The 16,587-nt window shown below is 67.4% G+C and carries 14 protein-coding genes and 1 pseudogene; 13 read left to right on the top strand and 2 right to left on the bottom strand.

The genetic code is table 11. From position 1 onward, the window contains the following. Positions 1–215 precede the first annotated feature (215 nt). From AC1Z3W_RS09425 to AC1Z3W_RS09385, 9 genes and pseudogenes are all read left to right on the top strand, one after another. A pseudogene (locus tag AC1Z3W_RS09425) lies at positions 216–801 on the top strand (alcohol dehydrogenase catalytic domain-containing protein); the annotation flags it as partial. 480 nt (positions 802–1,281) lie between these two features. Further along, entirely contained in the window at positions 1,282–2,292 is a 1,011-nt protein-coding gene (locus AC1Z3W_RS09420) for a DNA-binding protein (protein ID WP_057927208.1), read from the top strand. A gap of 123 nt (positions 2,293–2,415) precedes the next feature. Further along, on the top strand, positions 2,416–3,036 hold the full coding sequence (locus AC1Z3W_RS09415) for a TetR/AcrR family transcriptional regulator (RefSeq protein WP_057927209.1): 621 nt from the start codon (positions 2,416–2,418) through the stop codon (positions 3,034–3,036). Between the two features lie 202 nt (positions 3,037–3,238). After that, positions 3,239–4,297: an NADP-dependent oxidoreductase gene (locus AC1Z3W_RS09410; RefSeq protein WP_124831944.1), complete on the top strand. Its 1,059-nt coding sequence runs from the start codon at positions 3,239–3,241 to the stop codon at positions 4,295–4,297. An 81-nt stretch (positions 4,298–4,378) separates the two neighbouring features. Next, positions 4,379–4,678: a putative quinol monooxygenase gene (locus AC1Z3W_RS09405; protein ID WP_057927210.1), complete on the top strand. Its 300-nt coding sequence runs from the start codon at positions 4,379–4,381 to the stop codon at positions 4,676–4,678. Positions 4,679–4,809: 131 nt separating this feature from the next. Continuing rightward, positions 4,810–5,265, top strand: a complete 456-nt coding sequence (locus tag AC1Z3W_RS09400) for a (2Fe-2S)-binding protein (RefSeq protein ID WP_057927211.1) — start codon at positions 4,810–4,812, stop codon at positions 5,263–5,265. Positions 5,266–5,370: 105 nt separating this feature from the next. Further along, the gene (locus AC1Z3W_RS09395) at positions 5,371–7,590 is read left to right on the top strand and encodes a xanthine dehydrogenase family protein molybdopterin-binding subunit (protein WP_483507491.1); all 2,220 of its coding nucleotides are present in this window, start codon (positions 5,371–5,373) and stop codon (positions 7,588–7,590) included. Positions 7,591–7,605: 15 nt separating this feature from the next. Then, entirely contained in the window at positions 7,606–8,934 is a 1,329-nt protein-coding gene (locus tag AC1Z3W_RS09390; protein WP_175824734.1) for a cytochrome c, read from the top strand. Positions 8,935–9,095: 161 nt separating this feature from the next. Continuing rightward, complete coding sequence (locus AC1Z3W_RS09385) at positions 9,096–10,541, top strand: NAD-dependent succinate-semialdehyde dehydrogenase (protein ID WP_124831948.1); 1,446 nt, start codon at positions 9,096–9,098, stop codon at positions 10,539–10,541. 328 nt (positions 10,542–10,869) lie between these two features. Here AC1Z3W_RS09385 and tagH read toward each other — a convergent pair whose 3' ends face one another. Further along, positions 10,870–12,285 carry a type VI secretion system-associated FHA domain protein TagH gene (gene tagH / locus AC1Z3W_RS09380; RefSeq protein WP_124831950.1) on the bottom strand — a complete coding sequence of 472 codons (1,416 nt, stop codon included), beginning with the start codon at positions 12,283–12,285 and terminating at the stop codon, positions 10,870–10,872. Positions 12,286–12,332: 47 nt separating this feature from the next. Continuing rightward, positions 12,333–12,719 carry a TssQ family T6SS-associated lipoprotein gene (locus tag AC1Z3W_RS09375; protein WP_175824733.1) on the bottom strand — a complete coding sequence of 129 codons (387 nt, stop codon included), beginning with the start codon at positions 12,717–12,719 and terminating at the stop codon, positions 12,333–12,335. A 66-nt stretch (positions 12,720–12,785) separates the two neighbouring features. On the opposite strand from AC1Z3W_RS09375, the gene AC1Z3W_RS09370 reads away from it, so the two are divergent. From AC1Z3W_RS09370 to AC1Z3W_RS09355, 4 genes are all read left to right on the top strand, one after another. Continuing rightward, positions 12,786–13,181 (top strand): hypothetical protein, encoded by a 396-nt coding sequence (locus AC1Z3W_RS09370; RefSeq protein ID WP_141661849.1) that lies wholly within the window; start codon positions 12,786–12,788, stop codon positions 13,179–13,181. 169 nt (positions 13,182–13,350) lie between these two features. Next, on the top strand, positions 13,351–13,866 hold the full coding sequence (gene tssJ / locus AC1Z3W_RS09365) for a type VI secretion system lipoprotein TssJ (protein ID WP_057927217.1): 516 nt from the start codon (positions 13,351–13,353) through the stop codon (positions 13,864–13,866). Next, on the top strand, positions 13,863–15,245 hold the full coding sequence (gene tssK / locus AC1Z3W_RS09360; protein WP_124831954.1) for a type VI secretion system baseplate subunit TssK: 1,383 nt from the start codon (positions 13,863–13,865) through the stop codon (positions 15,243–15,245). The genes tssJ and tssK overlap by 4 nt, the downstream gene beginning before the upstream one ends. Positions 15,246–15,260: 15 nt before the next feature. Then, complete coding sequence (locus AC1Z3W_RS09355) at positions 15,261–16,586, top strand: DotU family type VI secretion system protein (RefSeq protein WP_057927219.1); 1,326 nt, start codon at positions 15,261–15,263, stop codon at positions 16,584–16,586. The last annotated feature ends 1 nt before the right edge of the window (position 16,587 follow it).

The following is a 16,587-nucleotide window of genomic DNA, read 5'->3' as shown; positions in this document are numbered from 1 at the left end:
CGGTGGGTGGCCAGGTTGCTCGACGTACGCCGCTCACGTGTCGAATCGAACGCTCGTCGTTGAGCATCAAACGAATTTGAACTAATTGCGGCCTGAACCTGCGGCGGCTTCCGACTAAACTGCACTTCTCTCGGGGCGGGGAGAATTCGGGTCTGCCTCCTTGGTTGTTTCCTTTCTCGGCAAGTACGAGAACGTTCGAATAAGGAGGGCCTGATATAAAAGCAGTCGTATCTCACGGCATCGACGACATTCGCATCGACACGGTGCCCGATTCCGAAATCAATGCGGCGGCCGACGCGATCGTGTGCCTGACGGCCAGTGCGATCTGCCGCACCGACCTGCACATGGTGTGCGGCACGTTAGGCGGGATGAAGCCGGGCACGATCCTCGGCCATTAAGGTGTCGGCATCGTCGAGACCGTTGGGCGCGACGTGCGCAACCTTTGGCGCGGCGATCGTGTGCTGATTCCATCGACGAGCGCATGCGGCAGTTGCGCGTACTGTCGCGCGGGCTACACCGCGCAATGCGACGTCGCGAACCCCGGCAGCCCAAGTGTGGGTATCGCGTTCTTTGGCGACCCGGCCGACAGCGGCGCGTTCAACGGGCTGCAGGCCGAGTACGCGCGTGCCGCTTGCGCACGCAAGCCAGATCCGGCTGCCCAATGCAATCGACGACGATCGCGCGATCCTGATGCCGGACATTTTTCGCACCGGCTGTTTCAGCGCGCAGCTCGCGGAAGAGAGCGCGGGCGACACGGTCGCCGTGTTCGGCACTGGACTGGCCAGCCAGTTCGCGATCGCGATCCCGTGACGGTATCCAGCAGTCCAGCCGCCTTGCGTTACTCAGCGCCAGATTGGGCCGCCCGATCCACCGCGCAACCGAGTGCGCCGCGTCAAACTCGGCCGACTCGGCCGACTCGACGGATTCGTCCACCATCGTCTGCACCTGACCGATAAGTTTCGAGAGGCCGACCGGGCGCTCGGTTTGCCCGGATCGCCTCCTCAACTTCACGCGGTGCGCCGATGCGGGCGAGTGCATCGTTATTCATGGCATTCGGCCGCGCGGCATGCAATTCGTAGAACACCGTGCGCCTGGAGTGCGCTTTCCGCTCGCGTCGTCGCGGCAGGAACAACTTTGTGCAAACGGACGGCGCGAGCGCGGCATCGCCGAAGATCAACCAGATCTCGACATTATAGAAATAATGTCAAATCAATAATGCCGGATGATTGGATATTTAGCGGTTTACGTTATATTATTCATAAAATCACAGAGCAAACCGCCATGTCCGACCTCGCTGCCGACGAATCCCGCCTGATCGCAGAAATCGACCGCCTGAAGGCCGATTTCCCGAAAACCCGCGAGCTGTATCGCGAGGTCTGCGCATTGATGTTCTTCCGCTTCGGCATCACGCCCACCGCGAACCGGCTTTACCAGCTCGTGCGCAAGGGCAGCATGAGCACGCCGACGGCGGTGCTCGGCGAGTTCTGGGCCGAGTTGCGGGAAAAGAGCCGCGTGCGCATCGAGCATCCGGACTTGCCGGCCGATCTGCAGGCGGCAGCGGGCGAACTCGTCGCCGCGTTGTGGAACCGCTCGACCAACGATGCCGCCGCCGCACTCGATGCATTGCGCACCGAAGTCGAAGCCGCGCGCGTCGCGGCAAAAGCGGAAGTCGCCGCGCTGCAAGCCGACCTGTCCCGCACCGAAACCGCGCTGGAGCAACGCACGGGTGCATTGCTGGCGGCGCAGGTACGTATCCAGGAACTCGAACAGGCGAGGGCGGCCGACGAGGCATCGCGCCGCGCGCTGCAAGCGGAAGTCGACCGGCTGAAGTCCGACAACGCGGACGCCGATCGCGCGCTTGCGCAGGCGCGCGCCGATTTCACGTCGCAGCTCGACCGGCTGCGCGACGACGCGGGCCGGGCCGAGGAGCGCCTGCGCGCATCGGAGAAGCGAGCGCTTCAGGAAATCGATCGCGAACGGCTCGCTGCCGCACGGCTGCAAAAGGAACTCGACGCAGCCACCACGCGCGCCGAACAGCGCGATACGCAGCACCGCAAGGATCTCGCGGCGCTGCAGACGCAACTGGCCGACACGCAACACCGCTGCGGCATGCTCGAAGGCCAGCTCGACGGTGCTCGTGCGGCCAATGCCGCGTATGTCGGCGAACTCGACGCGCTGCGTGCCGAACGCACGGCGCACCCGCCCGTGCGCAGGGCGCCGGGTCGACCTGCCGGCGGCAGCCTGCGGGCGGCAAAGCCAGTCGCCAGGAAGCGCGCCCCCAAGCTCGCGTGACATGCGCGCCACGGTGCGGCGACAACACGTCCGCGACGCGGCGCGATTCGGGTAAAGTGCCGCTCAATTCACCGGCTCGGCGTTACTAGACGACCGGTCTAATCGTTGCTAAGATACGCCATCATGAATGCATCTTCGGGCGCGGAAGTCCGCCAGCACATCCTGAATATCGCGAAGCCGATCATGCTCCACAAGGGGTTCTCGGCGGTCGGTCTGAACGAGATTCTCGCCGCGGCGGGCATCCCGAAGGGCTCGTTCTACCATTACTTCGGCTCGAAGGAGGCATTCGGCGAGGCGCTGCTCGAATCGTATTTCGATGGCTATCTCGAGCATCTCGACAACCTGCTCAAGCATCAGGCCGGCACGGGCGCGCAGCGCCTGATGACGTACTGGGGCAACTGGCTGCACACGCAGTGCGCGGACGATCCGGAGGGCAAGTGCCTCGCGGTGAAGCTCGGCGCGGAGGTGTCCGACCTGTCGGAGGCAATGCGTGCGGTCCTGCGGCGGGGCACCGGCCAGATCATCGAGCGGCTCGCGGGCGGGATCGAGGCCGGGCTGGCCGACGGTTCGCTGGGCGGCGTCGACGATCCAGCCCATACGGCCGCGATCCTCTATGAGCTGTGGCTCGGCGCAACGCTGCTGGAGAAGATTCACCGCAACCGCAAACCGCTCGAGCGCGCGATGCTCGAAACACGGCGGATGCTGAACCTGCCGCCCGTCGAGCCCGACGGTGTGCAGCCGTAACCCGGGCGCGCATAGGCGCGCCTTGTTTTTGCGTGGGCTCTAGACGACTGGTCTACTCACGCTGAAGTCCGATTGCTTTACCCGCGAGGCTGCGGCTGCGCCGGCCGATTCGCCGACACGGCCGCAATCTCGCGCACGGCGGTTGTCGATCATTGATTCGATCGTGCCCGTTGCACATCCATTCCTGTTGACGGAGGTTCCCATGCCGCAGAGCAAGGCAGCAAACCGCAGAATCATCCTGAACGCGCGCCCGGTCGGCGCACCCACCCCGAACGACTTCCGCACCGAGACCGGCGACGTGCCGGTGCCCGGTGCCGGTCAGGTGCTGTTGCGCACGGTCTGGCTGTCGCTCGATCCGTACATGCGCGGCCGGATGAGCGACGCGCCGTCGTATGCGCCGCCGGTCGAACTCGGCGACGTGATGGTCGGCGGCACGGTCAGCCGTGTCGTCGCATCGAACCTGAGCGCGTATCGCGAAGGCGACCTGGTCGTCGCGAGCGGCGGCTGGCAGGACTATGCGCTGTCCGACGGCAGCGATCTCATTCCGCTTGGCCGTGACTTCGCGCATCCGTCGCATGCGCTCGGCGTGCTCGGCATGCCCGGGTTCACCGCGTACACCGGGTTGCTCAAGATCGGCGAGCCGAAAGCCGGCGAAACCGTAGTCGTCGCCGCCGCGAGCGGGGCGGTCGGCGCCGTGGTCGGCCAGATCGCGAAGCTGAAGGGCTGCCGCGTGGTCGGCGTCGCGGGCGGCGCCGACAAGGTCGCATACGTGAAGGACGCGCTCGGCTTCGACGCCTGCATCGATCACCGCGATCCGCAATTCGCGGCCAAGCTGAAGGAGGCCTGCCCGAACGGCATCGACGTCTATTTCGAGAACGTGGGCGGTGCCGTGTTCGACGCGGTGTGGCCGCTGCTCAACGATCATGCGCGCGTGCCGGTGTGCGGCATCATCGCGCATTACAACGACGCGGCGTACGACGACACCGCAATGTCGAGCGGCCGTGACCGCGTGCCGGCACTGATGGGCACCCTCCTGCGCAAGCGCATCCGTATGCAGGGTTTCATCATTCTCGATCACTATGCGACCGGCTATGCGTCGTTCCTGAAGGAGATGAGCGAGTGGGTCGCGCAGGGCAAGGTGAAGACGCTCGAGGATGTCGTCCCCGATCTCGCCGATGCGCCGAATGCGCTGATCGGCTTGCTCGCCGGCAAGAATTTCGGCAAGGTCGTCGTGCGTGTGGGGCCGGACGAACTGGCCTGACACGACACGTCCGCTTGCACGCTGGCGTCGCCCGACGCCGGCTTGTGGCATGCTCGATTCCCTTTCCCAAGGAGTAAAAACATGGCGCTTTATGTGATGGCTTCGGTGTTTCCGAAACCCGAGCACGCGCAGGCCGTCGAGGCCGAACTGCGCGGCATGGTCACGGCAACCCGTGCCGAACCCGGCAACCGCCGCTACGACCTGTTCCGCGAACAGGACGGCTCGCCGGCGCTGCACCTGTTCGAGATCTACGACGATCAGGCCGCGTTCGACGCGCACCTCGCGAGCCCGCACTTCACCGCATTTCGCATCAAGTCGGCCGACTGGTTCTCGGCGCCGCCCGTCATCAAGGTGTTGTCGGGCATCGACGCGGCCGAATAACCCGCGCTGAACCACCGCCCGGCTCGCCCCCGGCCGGGCTGCGCGGCAGCCGCCGCGTGCCGCGCCGCGGCGGCGAACCACCCGGCGCGCCGGTCGCGCCGCTTCCCCAATACACCGGCCCCGGAGGCTGAATGGTCACCCTCAATATCAACGGCGAGAACCGTACGGTCGACGCCCCCGACGACATGCCCCTGCTCTGGGTGCTGCGTGACGTCGTCGGCCTGACCGGCACGAAATTCGGCTGCGGGATCGCGCAATGCGGCGCGTGCACCGTGCATCTCGACGGCGTCGCCGCACGCTCGTGCGTGCTGCCGGTCGCGGCCGTCGCAGGCCGCAAGATCACGACGATCGAAGCCGTTGGCGCAACGCCGGCCGGGCAGAAGGTCCAGGAGGCGTGGCGCGAGCTCGACGTCGTCCAGTGCGGCTACTGCCAGTCCGGGCAGGTGATGGCGGCCACGGCACTGATCGCATCGAACCCGAACCCGAGCGACGCCGACATCGACGCGGCGATGGCCGGCAACATCTGCCGCTGCGGCACGTACAACCGGATTCGCGCGGCGGTGAAGCATGCTGCGAAGGGAGCCTGAGATGAAACAACCTCCACGCTCACTTTGTTCTCTTGGGGGGGCGCAGCCCCCCCATCTCCCGAACGCACATCCATCCGAGTTTGATGCGGCTCTGCGGAGGCTGACATGTCGCAAGGACTGATCGATGCAGGTCGGGCCGGCGCGGGCGTGTCGCGCCGTTCGTTTCTCAAGGCGGGCATGTCGCTCGGCGCGGCGGCGGGCGGCGGCCTGCTGCTCGGCTTCAGCATGCCGGCAGCGGGCGACGACGCGCGGCGCTCGGTGATCGGCGGCGATGCGGACGAAAGCGCGCGCGCCGGCGTATTCGCGCCGAACGCGTTCGTGCAGATCGACCGCAACGGCAAGGTCACGCTGGTGATGCCGAAAGTGGAAATGGGCCAGGGCGTCTACACGGCGCTGCCGATGCTGATCGCCGAAGAACTCGAGGTGCCGCTGTCGAACGTCACGCTCGACCATGCGCCGCCGAACGAGAAGCTGTTCCTCGATCCGCTGCTCGGCGGACAACTGACGGGCGGCTCGACGTCGGTGCGCTACGCGTGGGAGCCGCTGCGCCGCGCCGGCGCGACCGCGCGCACGCTGCTGATCGCGGCGGCCGCGAAGCAATGGAACGTCGAGCCTGCCGCCTGCCGGGCCGAAAACGGCGAAGTGCAGCACCCGCCGAGCGGCCGGCGTGCATCGTACGGCCAACTCGCCGCTGCCGCGTCGAAGCTGCCGGTGCCGAAGGACGTCGCGCTGAAGCAGCCGGCGGATTTCAAGCTGATCGGCAAGCCGGTGAAGCGGCTCGATTCGCCGGAGAAGGTCGACGGCACCGCACAGTTCGGGCTCGACGTGCGTCTGCCCGGCATGCTGTACGCGGCGATCGTGAACAGCCCGGTGTTCGGCGGTACGGTCGCTAGCGTCGACGATACCGCGACGAAGAAGATTCCCGGCGTGCGCCAGGTCGTGCGCGTCGACAACGCGGTCGCGGTGGTCGGCGATCACACGTGGGCCGCGAAGCGCGGCGCATCGGCGCTCGTCGTCAAATGGAACGAAGGTGCGGACGCGAAGGTGTCGATGAAGGACATCGTCGCCGATCTCGCGCAAGCCGCGGCAAACGGCAAGGGTGCCGTCGCGCGCAAGGACGGCGACGTCGGCAACGCGTTCGCGAACGCGAAGACGCGCATCGATGCCGTCTATGAGCAACCGTTCCTCGCGCACGCGACGATGGAACCCGTGAACTGCACGGTGCAGGTGCGCGCAGACGGTTGCGAAATCTGGGTCGGCACCCAGGTGCCGACCCGGGCGCGCGATACCGTGCAGCGGCTCACGGGCCTCGCGCCCGACAGAATCGTCGTGCACAACCATTTGCTCGGCGGTGGCTTTGGCCGGCGCCTCGAGACGGACATGATCGGACAGGCCGTGAAGGTCGCCAAGCAGGTCAACGCGCCGGTGAAGGTCGTGTGGACGCGCGAGGAAGACATCCAGCACGACATGTATCGCCCGTACTACTACGACAAGATCTCGGCCGGCCTCGACGCGAACGGCAAGCCGGTCGCATGGCAGCACCGGATCGTCGGCTCGTCGATCATGGCGCGCTTCGCGCCGCCCGCGTTCAAGGACGGCGTGGATCCCGACGCGGTCGAGGTTGCAAACGACCTGCCGTACGACCTGCCGAACCAGCTCGTCGACTACGTGCGCCAGGAGCCGCGCCACATCCCGACCGCGTTCTGGCGCGGCGTCGGGCCGACGCGCAGCACCTTCGTCGTCGAGAGCTTCATCGACGAACTGGCCGCGCAGGCCAAGACCGACCCTGTCCAGTATCGCCGCGCGCTGCTCGACAAGACGCCGCGGGCGCGCAACGTGCTCGACGTCGCGACGAAGGCGGCCGGCTGGGGCACGCCGCTGCCGAAGGGGCAAGGGCGCGGCGTATCGGTGATGCACGCGTTCGGCAGCTTCTTCTCGATCGTCATCGACGTCGCAGTGGAGGATGGCGAAGTGCAGGTCAGGCGTGCCGTGTGCGCGGTCGACTGTGGAATGTATGTGAATCCGAGCACGATCGAGGCGCAGGTTCAGGGCGGCATCATCTTCGGGATCACGGGCGCGCTGTATGGCGAGATCACGATCGAGGACGGCCGCGTCGTGCAGAGCAACTTCACCGACTACCGGATGATGCGCATCAATGAAACGCCGCCGATCGAGGTTCATCTCGTGAAGAGTGGCGACGCGCCGGGCGGGATCGGCGAACCGGGCACCGCCGCGACCGCGGCGGCCCTGTCGAACGCGATCTTCGCGGCGACCGGCAAGCGGCTGCGCAAGCTGCCCGTCGGCAGCCAGCTGAAGACGGCCTGAGGGGAGGGACGAATCATGCGAAACCTCGCCCCGCATCGTCTGAAACACCTGAATCGCGCTGCCCGCACGCTCGGCGCATCGCTGCTCGTGCTGCCGGCGCTGATGGCCGGCACGGCGGCGCAGGCCGCGCAAACGGCGCCGGCCGACAGCGCACTGGTCGCACGCGGCGCGTATCTCGCGAAAGCGGGCGACTGCGTCGCGTGCCATACCGCGCCGCGCGGCGCGCCGTTCGCCGGCGGCCTGAAGATGGTCACGCCGATGGGCGCGATCTACACGACCAACATCACCCCCGATCCGGACACCGGCATCGGCGGCTATACGGAAGCCGAGTTCGCGGGCGCGCTGCGCGCGGGCGTCGCGAAGGACGGCCATCGCCTGTATCCGGCGATGCCGTATCCGTCATACGCGAAGCTGCGCGACGACGACGTGAAGGCGCTGTATGCGTACTTCATGCACGGCGTCGAGCCGGTGAAGCAGGCGAACCGTGCATCCGACATTCCGTGGCCACTCAACATGCGCTGGCCGCTGGCGCTGTGGAACGCGGTGTTCCTCGACACGACGCCATACGCCGACAAGCCGGCCAGGGACGCGATGTGGAACCGCGGCGCCTATCTCGTGCAGGGGCTCGGGCACTGCGGGTCGTGCCATACGCCGCGCGGCGCCGGCTTCCAGGAGAAGGCGCTGGACGAAAGCGGCGCGGCGTTCCTGTCGGGCGCGCCGATCGACAACTGGTTCGCGTCGAACCTGACCGGCGAGCACAATACGGGGCTCGGCCGCTGGAGCGACGCGGATGTCGCGCAGTTCCTGAAGACCGGCGCGAACCGGCATGCGACCGCGTTCGGCTCGATGGTGAGCGTGATCAACCACAGCACGCAGGAACTGACCGACGACGATCTGGCGGCAATTTCCCGCTACCTGAAATCGTTGCCGGCGGCGGGCGGCACGCTCGCGCCGCCTTACCGTTATGATCCGAAGGCGACGCAGACCGCGCTGGGCCGGCCGGCAAACGATCCGGGCGCAAAGGTGTATAACGCTTACTGCCTGCATTGCCACGGTGCGGACGGCCGCGGCTACGCGCCGCTGCTCGCGCCGCTCGCCGGGAACCCGAACGTGCTCGAGGCCGATGCATCGTCGCTGATCAACGTGACGCTGAACGGCAGCGACACGCTCGTAATCGGCGGCGTGCCGTCCGCGTATCCGATGCCGGCATTCGCGAACGAGCTGAACGACCGGCAGATCGCCGACGTGCTGACGTTCATGCGCGCCGGCTGGAACAACGGCGCACCGGCCGTGCAGGCGGCGGACGTCGCGAAACTCCGCAAGGCGACGGCGGCCGCGCGCTGAGCGCGGCCGATCGTGGCGGATGACGACGGGCATGCGTGCCGCGCGCCTGTCGTCGAACATTACCGGGTGCAGCGCACCCGGCAACGCAGCGCTTTCTGTCAACCGGCGCGCGGCCGTTCGCGGCAGCGCGCGTTTTATCGACGCAAAACTGGGGTGTCTGGATGGCTAACGTGACTTATACGGATACACAACTGCTGATCGACGGCGAGTGGGTCGACGCCGCGAGCGGCAAGACGATCGACGTCGTGAACCCGGCGACGGGCAAGGCGATCGGCAAGGTGGCCCACGCGGGCATCGCCGATCTCGATCGCGCGCTGGCTGCGGCGCAGCGCGGTTTCGAAGCATGGCGCAAGGTGCCCGCGCACGAGCGCGCGGCGACGATGCGCAAGGCGGCGGCGCTGGTGCGCGAGCGCGCCGACGCGATCGCCGCGCTGATGACGCAGGAGCAGGGCAAGCCGCTGACGGAAGCGCGTGTCGAAGTGCTGTCGGCCGCCGACATCATCGAATGGTTCGCGGACGAAGGCCGCCGCGTGTACGGCCGGATCGTGCCGCCGCGCAATCTCGGCGCGCAGCAGACGGTCGTGAAGGAACCGGTCGGCCCGGTCGCGGCATTCACGCCGTGGAATTTCCCGGTCAACCAGGTCGTGCGCAAGCTGAGCGCCGCGCTCGCAACCGGCTGCTCGTTCCTCGTGAAGGCGCCGGAAGAAACGCCGGCATCGCCGGCCGCGCTGCTGCGCGCGTTCGTCGACGCGGGCGTGCCGGCCGGTGTGATCGGTCTCGTGTACGGCGATCCGGCGGAAATCTCGTCGTACCTGATTCCGCATCCGGTGATCCGCAAGGTGACGTTCACGGGCTCGACGCCGGTCGGCAAGCAGCTCGCGGCGCTCGCAGGCCAGCACATGAAGCGCGCGACGATGGAACTGGGCGGCCACGCACCGGTGATCGTCGCCGAAGATGCGGACGTCGCGCTGGCGGTGAAGGCCGCCGGCGGTGCGAAGTTCCGCAACGCGGGCCAGGTGTGCATTTCGCCGACGCGTTTCCTCGTGCACAACAGCATCCGCGACGAATTCACACGCGCGCTGGTCCAGCACGCCGAAGGGCTGAAGGTCGGCAACGGCCTCGAGGAAGGCACGACGCTCGGCGCGCTCGCGAATCCGCGCCGGCTGACCGCGATGGCGTCGGTCGTCGACAACGCGCGCAAGGTCGGCGCGAGCATCGAGACCGGCGGCGAACGGATCGGCTCGGAAGGCAACTTCTTCGCGCCGACCGTGATCGCGAACGTGCCGCTCGAAGCGGACGTGTTCAACAACGAGCCGTTCGGCCCGGTTGCCGCGATCCGCGGTTTCGACAAGCTCGAGGACGCGATCGCCGAAGCGAACCGTCTGCCGTTCGGGCTGGCCGGCTACGCGTTCACGCGCTCGTTCGCGAACGTGCACCTGCTGACGCAGCGCCTCGAAGTCGGGATGCTGTGGATCAACCAGCCCGCGACGCCGTGGCCGGAAATGCCGTTCGGCGGCGTGAAGGATTCGGGCTACGGGTCGGAAGGTGGGCCGGAAGCGCTGGAGCCGTATCTCGTCACGAAGTCGGTGACGGTGATGGCGGTCTGACGACCGTTCGACCGCATGCGTGCTGCCGTTTGCGCGGCGCGCACGTCGCGTTGCCGGAGGCCGGGCGTTCTGCCCGGCCTTTTTTCTGCGCTCCGTACGGGATGGTTGCGTCCGCATCGTGCGGTGCCGTCGCATATCATTGCGGCTTGCGCTCGCACAGGGCGCGGGCGCAAGCCGCGCGTGATCCGGCGATGCCCGCGCCGATCGCGTCAACGACGCCCGGTCGTGGCGGTCGTTCCAGTCGAGCACGCGGGACCCACGGCGCACGAAGGCGAATGCGCGACATTATTTCCGTCCGTCGCGATGCGGCACCGGCAGCGCCCGCCGCTCAATGCCGGCTGCTGCCACGATAGCTCTCCACTTCCGCGTCGTACGCCGCGAGAAACGCCTTGCCGAACACCGACGCAAAATCGTCTTCGATCGCGAACACCGTGTCGCGATGGGTCGCCGCGTAGCGATCCCACATCCTCGCCTTGTAGAGCGCGGGCACGCGCTTCTCGTACCAGCGCATCGCATCGTCGCGCTCGCGCAGTCGTTGCGGCGAAAAGCGCGTCAGCAGGTCCATCAGCGCGGCGCGCATGCCCGCGACCATGCCGATCTGGTGCGCATGCAGATCCTGGAATGCGTCGCTCACCGCGCTCTGCGGCGACATGAAGCCCGGCAGCGGCAATCCGAACATCTGGCGCAGCACCGCGCCGCCGTCCGGCAGCAGCTTCAGCGGATTGTTCTCGCGATCGAGCAGCATCGTCATGTGCGCCTTCACCTCCCGCTTCAGGATGCTGCGCGACGATAGCAGCTCGACCGTGCCGTTCGCGAACAGCGCCAGCAACTGCCCCGCGATGTACAGCTGCTCGGCCGACCACTGATGCGATTCCGCGGCCGTATCGAGGCCGGCGCCCTCGAAGAACGCGCTCAGCAATTCATCGGGCGTCGGCACGCGGCGCGGCTGCGGGGCCGGCGCGTCGGCCGGTTGCGTCTCGGCATGCGGCGCCGCCGGCTGCACGCGCACGTGCTGCGTCCACTCGGGCGCATGGTCGGCCTGCGTCGCGGAGGGGGCGTCGCGCCCCGCGTTGCCGCGTTCGGCCGATGACGCCGAGCCCGATGCGCCGATATCGGGCGACGACTGCGCGAACAGGTCGAGCGGATCGATCGACAGCTGATTCAGGTCGCGCTGCGACGGCACCGAGGATGCGGCCGGCGCGGTGCGGCTCGCCGGCTGCTCCGCGTTCTTGCGTGCCGTGCCGGACCGCGTGCCGGCGTCCGTCGCCTTGCCGCGCGGCACGAGGCGATCCTGCAGCAGCCCCCACAGCCGGTTGCCGGCGCCTTTCGCTTCGCCATGCGTGCGCGCGGCCGCTTCCGGCGCGCGCGGCGGGTCGGCGCGCGCGCCGGCATCGGCGGGCATGTCAACGACAGGTGCGTCCTGTCCGTCGTCACGCTCGGCCCTCAGCACGTACGGCCCGATGCGGATGATGTCGCCGGTATTGAGCGGGCGCTCCTGCGCATAGCCGACGGGCTCGCGATTCACCTCGATCGTCGACACGCTGCTCAGGTTCTTCAGCAGGCACGCGTCGTCGCCGACCTGCAGCAGGGCCTGCAGCCGGGAGATCTGCCGGGTGTCGTCGCGCAGCACGAGATGATTGTCGGTGGCCCGGCCGATGGTGCCGCCGGGCGGGTGGAATACGACGGCGTCGTAGGAGTCGCTTTCGACCGGCTCGCCGGCGTGTTCGATCACGATCAGTTGCATGTCATACGTCGCTCGGTGATGAAGCGCTCGCGGGGAAACCGGTTCGGTCAGGATGACGACGCATGTCTGCGGCGCGCGAATTCGAACGCGGGCCCCCAGATCGGATGCCCCTTCTCGGCGGGGGACAAGTCGAAGCGCGGGTTGAGGTCGAGAATCTTCGAGAATTCGGCGCGGCACTGCGCGATGCGGTTCGTCACGCAATAGCTGAACGCGAGCAGCTTGTGCGCGGCAACCTGCGTATCGGTGTCGGCCCCGTCGATCTCCTTCGCGCGGCTCAGGATCGCGATCGTGCGCCCGTAGTCGCCGGCGCCATAGGCGGCGCGCGCGCTGTCGACCGCAGCGCGCGCCGCCGACTGGGTGGGCGACGTGCTGCACCCGCCGATTCCCAGCAACAAGGCGCCGAGAAAAATCACGATCGTTGATCGGCCTTTCATTCTGAAATGAAATATTTGCGTAATTGGAAGGTGATGAACAAACGCTGTTGGATTCTAGTGCCAATCATGCCGATCGAAGCCGCCGTTACGTTTTGTTTCATTTTGCAAATTGCATTCGAGTTGTTACTCAAATCGATTACGGGTTTTCGGCTTGTTAATCCTGAAAATCGATTCTATAGTTCGCTGTGCTTTTGGGATTCGTCAGTTGTTTGTTCGGCGCCCGTCAATGACCGGAAAAGCGGGCCGGTCATTCGGGCCATGCAAACAGCCGCGCACGACCCATGGGGCGCGAGCCACCCACCGTCGACAGCCGGCGAGCCTGGGTTCTGCGTCCATACAGCAAGTATCCATGCAATAGAACCGGGCCGCCGCGGCGAACCGGTCGGATTAACACGTCTTCTCAAAATGACCGACTTCAATTCAATCCATCGTCACCTCCCCAATTTCGATCCCGGCCCGTAATTGGCGATTTGACCCGGCTTTTTACAAGAATAAATTGCCGAATGAAATTTTAGTGGAAGGATATGCAAGTCACATAATTACCGGTCAATTGATTGTCCCTTTTTAAGGCGGAGCGCCAATTTCGCGTATGGAAATCGGCGGGGGGATTATTGCGCTGCGAGGGTGAAATATGCGATGGCGGTCGAGCGGGTTCATCGTATTGGGATGTGCATTGTTGTTGCCCGGATGCGGTGCGACCGAGCGTGCCGCCGCGGTGCCGTATGCGATCACGGTCGACGTTGCGCCGGACGTCAACCCGGACGTCAACCGCAAGCCTTCGCCGATCGTGCTGAAGGTGTTCCAGCTGCGCGCGGCGTCGGCGTTCGACGGTGCGGACTTCTTCTCGCTCCAGGACAAGCCCGAGAACATCCTCGGCGCGGACCTGCTCGGCACCGACCGCGTGATCCTGCGCCCGGGCGAATCGCGCACGCTGCATTACCGCGGCAATGTCGAGGCCGGCGCGATCGGCGTGGTCGCCGAATACCGGATGCTCGACAAGAACCGCTGGCGCCTGACGGTGCCGCTGCCGCGCGCGAAGCAGCTCAACGTATACAAGTTCTGGCAGACGTCGCCCGGCGAGCTGAAGCTGTCGATCGCGGTCAGGAACGGCGGTCTCGCGTTGAACGACGCACGGGGGCGCCCATGACGGAACCGACGATGTCCGCGACGCCGGTCGCCGCATTGCGTCAGCGCGTGGTGTGGACCGAAGGAATGTTCCTGCGGCCGCAGCATTTCCAGCAGCTCGAACGGCACTGGGAACGCTACGTCGCGCTGCGCTGCCTGCCGCTGCAGGGGTTCTACTGGGGCTTCGACACGCTCGAGATCGACCGCGAGCAACTCGCACTCGGCAAGGTCGCGCTGCGCGCGGCCGCGGGCGTGATGCGAGACGGCACGCCGTTCGACCTGTCGCATCCCGACGATCTGCCCGAACCGCTCGACGTGCCGGCCGATGCGAAGGACCAGCTCGTCGTGCTCGCGCTGCCGCTGTGGCGCGGCGGCGGCGAGGAGGTGTCGTTCGGCGCCGGTGCGGCCAACGGGGGCAATGCGGACGTCGCGCGCTACGTCGTGCGCGAGCATGAAGTGGCCGATGCGAACGCGGTCGCGCTCGGCCCCGCGCTGCTGCAGACGGGGCGCCTGAACGTCCGGCTGATGCTCGCCACCGAGCTGACGGGCGACTGGCATGCGCTCGGCGTCGTACGCATCGTCGAGCGGCGCACCGACGCGCGGCTGCTCGTCGACGACGGCTACATTCCGCCGCGCCTCGTCGCGCAGCGCGATGCCGCGTTGCTGGCGTACACGCGCGAACTGCACGGACTGCTCACGCAGCGCAGCGAAGCGCTGGGCGAGCGCCTGTCGGAACCGGGGCGCGGCGGCGTGTCGGAAGTCGCGGATTTCCTGCTGCTGCAGCTCGTGAACCGCTATCTGGCGCTGACCTGGCATGCGCAGCAGGACGTCGCGACGCATCCTGAGACGCTGTTCTGCGACTGGCTGAAGCTCGCGTGCGACCTCAGCACGTTCACGGCGGCCGGGCGGCGCCCGCAGTCGCTCGCGGTCTACGTGCACGACGACCTGCGCACGAGCTTCGCCGAACTGATGACGGAGCTGCGCCGGTCGCTGTCGACGGTGCTGGAGCAGAACGCGATCCAGATCGAGCTGCGCGACGCGGGCAACGGCATCCGGGTCGCGACACTCGCCGATCCCGCGCTGCGCGACACGGCCGGCTTCGTGCTCGCGGTGCGCGCGGACGTGCCGGCCGACAGCCTGCGCGCGCGCTTTCCCGCGCAGGCAAAGCTCGGCCCGGTCGAGCGGATCCGCGACCTGGTGCAGTTGCAGCTGCCGGGCATCACGATGCGCCAGTTGCCGGTCGCGCCGCGGCAGATCCCGTATCACGCGGGTCATACGTACTTCGAGATCGACAAGGGCAGCGACCTGTGGAAACAACTGGCGCGCTCCGGCGGTCTGGCATTTCATTTCGCCGGCGAATTCCCGGGGCTCTCGATGGAGTTCTGGGCGATACGCGGGTGAGGGCGGGATAGCGCGATGAATTCTTCCTCCGATTCGATCTCCGCCGGCGCAGGCGGATTCGTGCCGCCGAATCCGGGCGGCATGCATCCGGCCACGGCGTCCGGTGCGGCCGGGCCGACGGCCACGCAGCCGCGCCCCGGCCGCTGGGCCGCGAGCGGCACGAACCCGCTCGTCGCGGCCGCGAACCCGCTGCTCAATCTGGTGCCGCAGATCCGCTCGACCGTCCATCATCCGAATCCGGCGTGGCTGCGCGAGCATCTCGTCGTCGAGATCCGCCAGTTCGAGGCGCGCGCACAGGAAGCCGGCGTGCCGTCGGAGGCGATCATCGGCGCGCGCTACTGTCTGTGCACGGCGCTCGACGAAGCGGCCGCGCTGACGCCGTGGGGCGGCAGCGTGTGGTCGTCGCACAGCCTGCTCGTGTCGTTCCACAACGAAACCTGGGGCGGCGAGAAGTTCTTCCATCTGCTCGAACGCCTGTCCCAGCAGCCGCGCCAGCATCTCGACCTGCTGGAGCTGCTGTACTTCTGTCTCGCGCTCGGCTTCGAGGGCCGCTATCGGGTGCTCGACAACGGTCACGCGGAACTCGATGCGCTGCGCTGGCAACTGGCCCACACGATCCGTTCGGTGCGCGGCGAATTCGATCCCGCGCTGTCGCCGCACTGGCGCGACGTCGTCACGCGCGACGTGTCGCGCCGCTTCGTCGTGCCGCTGTGGGTGTGCGTGGCGCTCGCGCTGCTGATCGGCTTCGGCGTGTTCGTCGGGCTGCGCCTCGCGCTTGCCGGGCATTCGGACCAGCTATTCGCATCGATCGACGCGCTGCACGTGCCGAAGCTGCAGCCCGCGCAGGCACCGCCGCGCCCGGCGCCGGCGCCGCGCGTCGCGAAATTCCTGGCGCCCGAGATCGCAGCCGGCCTCGTGTCGGTGCGCGACGACGCCGATCGCAGCGTGATCGTGCTGCGCGGCGACGGGCTGTTCAAGTCCGGCTCGACGTCGGTGATCGATCGTTACGCGCCGGTGCTCGCGCGCGTCGCGGATGCGCTGAACCAGGTGCCCGGCAACGTGCGCGTGACCGGCTATACCGACGACACGCCGGTGCATACCGCACGCTTCGCGTCGAACTGGGACCTGTCGCGCGAACGCGCGGAGGCCGTGCGCAGCATGATCGCCGCGCGCCTCGACCATCCGGAGCGGCTCGCGGCGGAAGGGCGCGGCACGCTCGATCCGGTTGCGCCGAACGATACGCCCGCGAACCGCGCGCTGAACCGGCGCGTCGAGATCACGCTGCTGCCGGCGCCCGGCAGTGCCGCCGTCGGCGCGAGCGCGACGCAGGGGGCCAACTGAC

The organism is Burkholderia sp. 10_S31, from assembly GCF_056930375.1.
The sequence above is the reverse complement of the archived record's forward strand: the minus strand, read 5'-3'. Positions and strand labels throughout refer to the sequence as shown.

What these genes read in the sequence shown, in the direction of transcription:
- AC1Z3W_RS09420 (WP_057927208.1), top strand. Translation starts at nt 1,282, where the DNA reads ATGTCCGACCTCGCTGCCGACGAATCCCGCCTGATCGCAGAAATCGAC.
- AC1Z3W_RS09415 (WP_057927209.1), top strand. Translation starts at nt 2,416, where the DNA reads ATGAATGCATCTTCGGGCGCGGAAGTCCGCCAGCACATCCTGAATATC.
- AC1Z3W_RS09410 (WP_124831944.1), top strand. Translation starts at nt 3,239, where the DNA reads ATGCCGCAGAGCAAGGCAGCAAACCGCAGAATCATCCTGAACGCGCGC.
- AC1Z3W_RS09405 (WP_057927210.1), top strand. Translation starts at nt 4,379, where the DNA reads ATGGCGCTTTATGTGATGGCTTCGGTGTTTCCGAAACCCGAGCACGCG.
- AC1Z3W_RS09400 (WP_057927211.1), top strand. Translation starts at nt 4,810, where the DNA reads ATGGTCACCCTCAATATCAACGGCGAGAACCGTACGGTCGACGCCCCC.
- AC1Z3W_RS09395 (WP_483507491.1), top strand. Translation starts at nt 5,371, where the DNA reads ATGTCGCAAGGACTGATCGATGCAGGTCGGGCCGGCGCGGGCGTGTCG.
- AC1Z3W_RS09390 (WP_175824734.1), top strand. Translation starts at nt 7,606, where the DNA reads ATGCGAAACCTCGCCCCGCATCGTCTGAAACACCTGAATCGCGCTGCC.
- AC1Z3W_RS09385 (WP_124831948.1), top strand. Translation starts at nt 9,096, where the DNA reads ATGGCTAACGTGACTTATACGGATACACAACTGCTGATCGACGGCGAG.
- tagH (WP_124831950.1), bottom strand. Translation starts at nt 12,285, where the DNA reads ATGCAACTGATCGTGATCGAACACGCCGGCGAGCCGGTCGAAAGCGAC.
- AC1Z3W_RS09375 (WP_175824733.1), bottom strand. Translation starts at nt 12,719, where the DNA reads ATGAAAGGCCGATCAACGATCGTGATTTTTCTCGGCGCCTTGTTGCTG.
- AC1Z3W_RS09370 (WP_141661849.1), top strand. Translation starts at nt 12,786, where the DNA reads ATGCCGATCGAAGCCGCCGTTACGTTTTGTTTCATTTTGCAAATTGCA.
- tssJ (WP_057927217.1), top strand. Translation starts at nt 13,351, where the DNA reads ATGCGATGGCGGTCGAGCGGGTTCATCGTATTGGGATGTGCATTGTTG.
- tssK (WP_124831954.1), top strand. Translation starts at nt 13,863, where the DNA reads ATGACGGAACCGACGATGTCCGCGACGCCGGTCGCCGCATTGCGTCAG.
- AC1Z3W_RS09355 (WP_057927219.1), top strand. Translation starts at nt 15,261, where the DNA reads ATGAATTCTTCCTCCGATTCGATCTCCGCCGGCGCAGGCGGATTCGTG.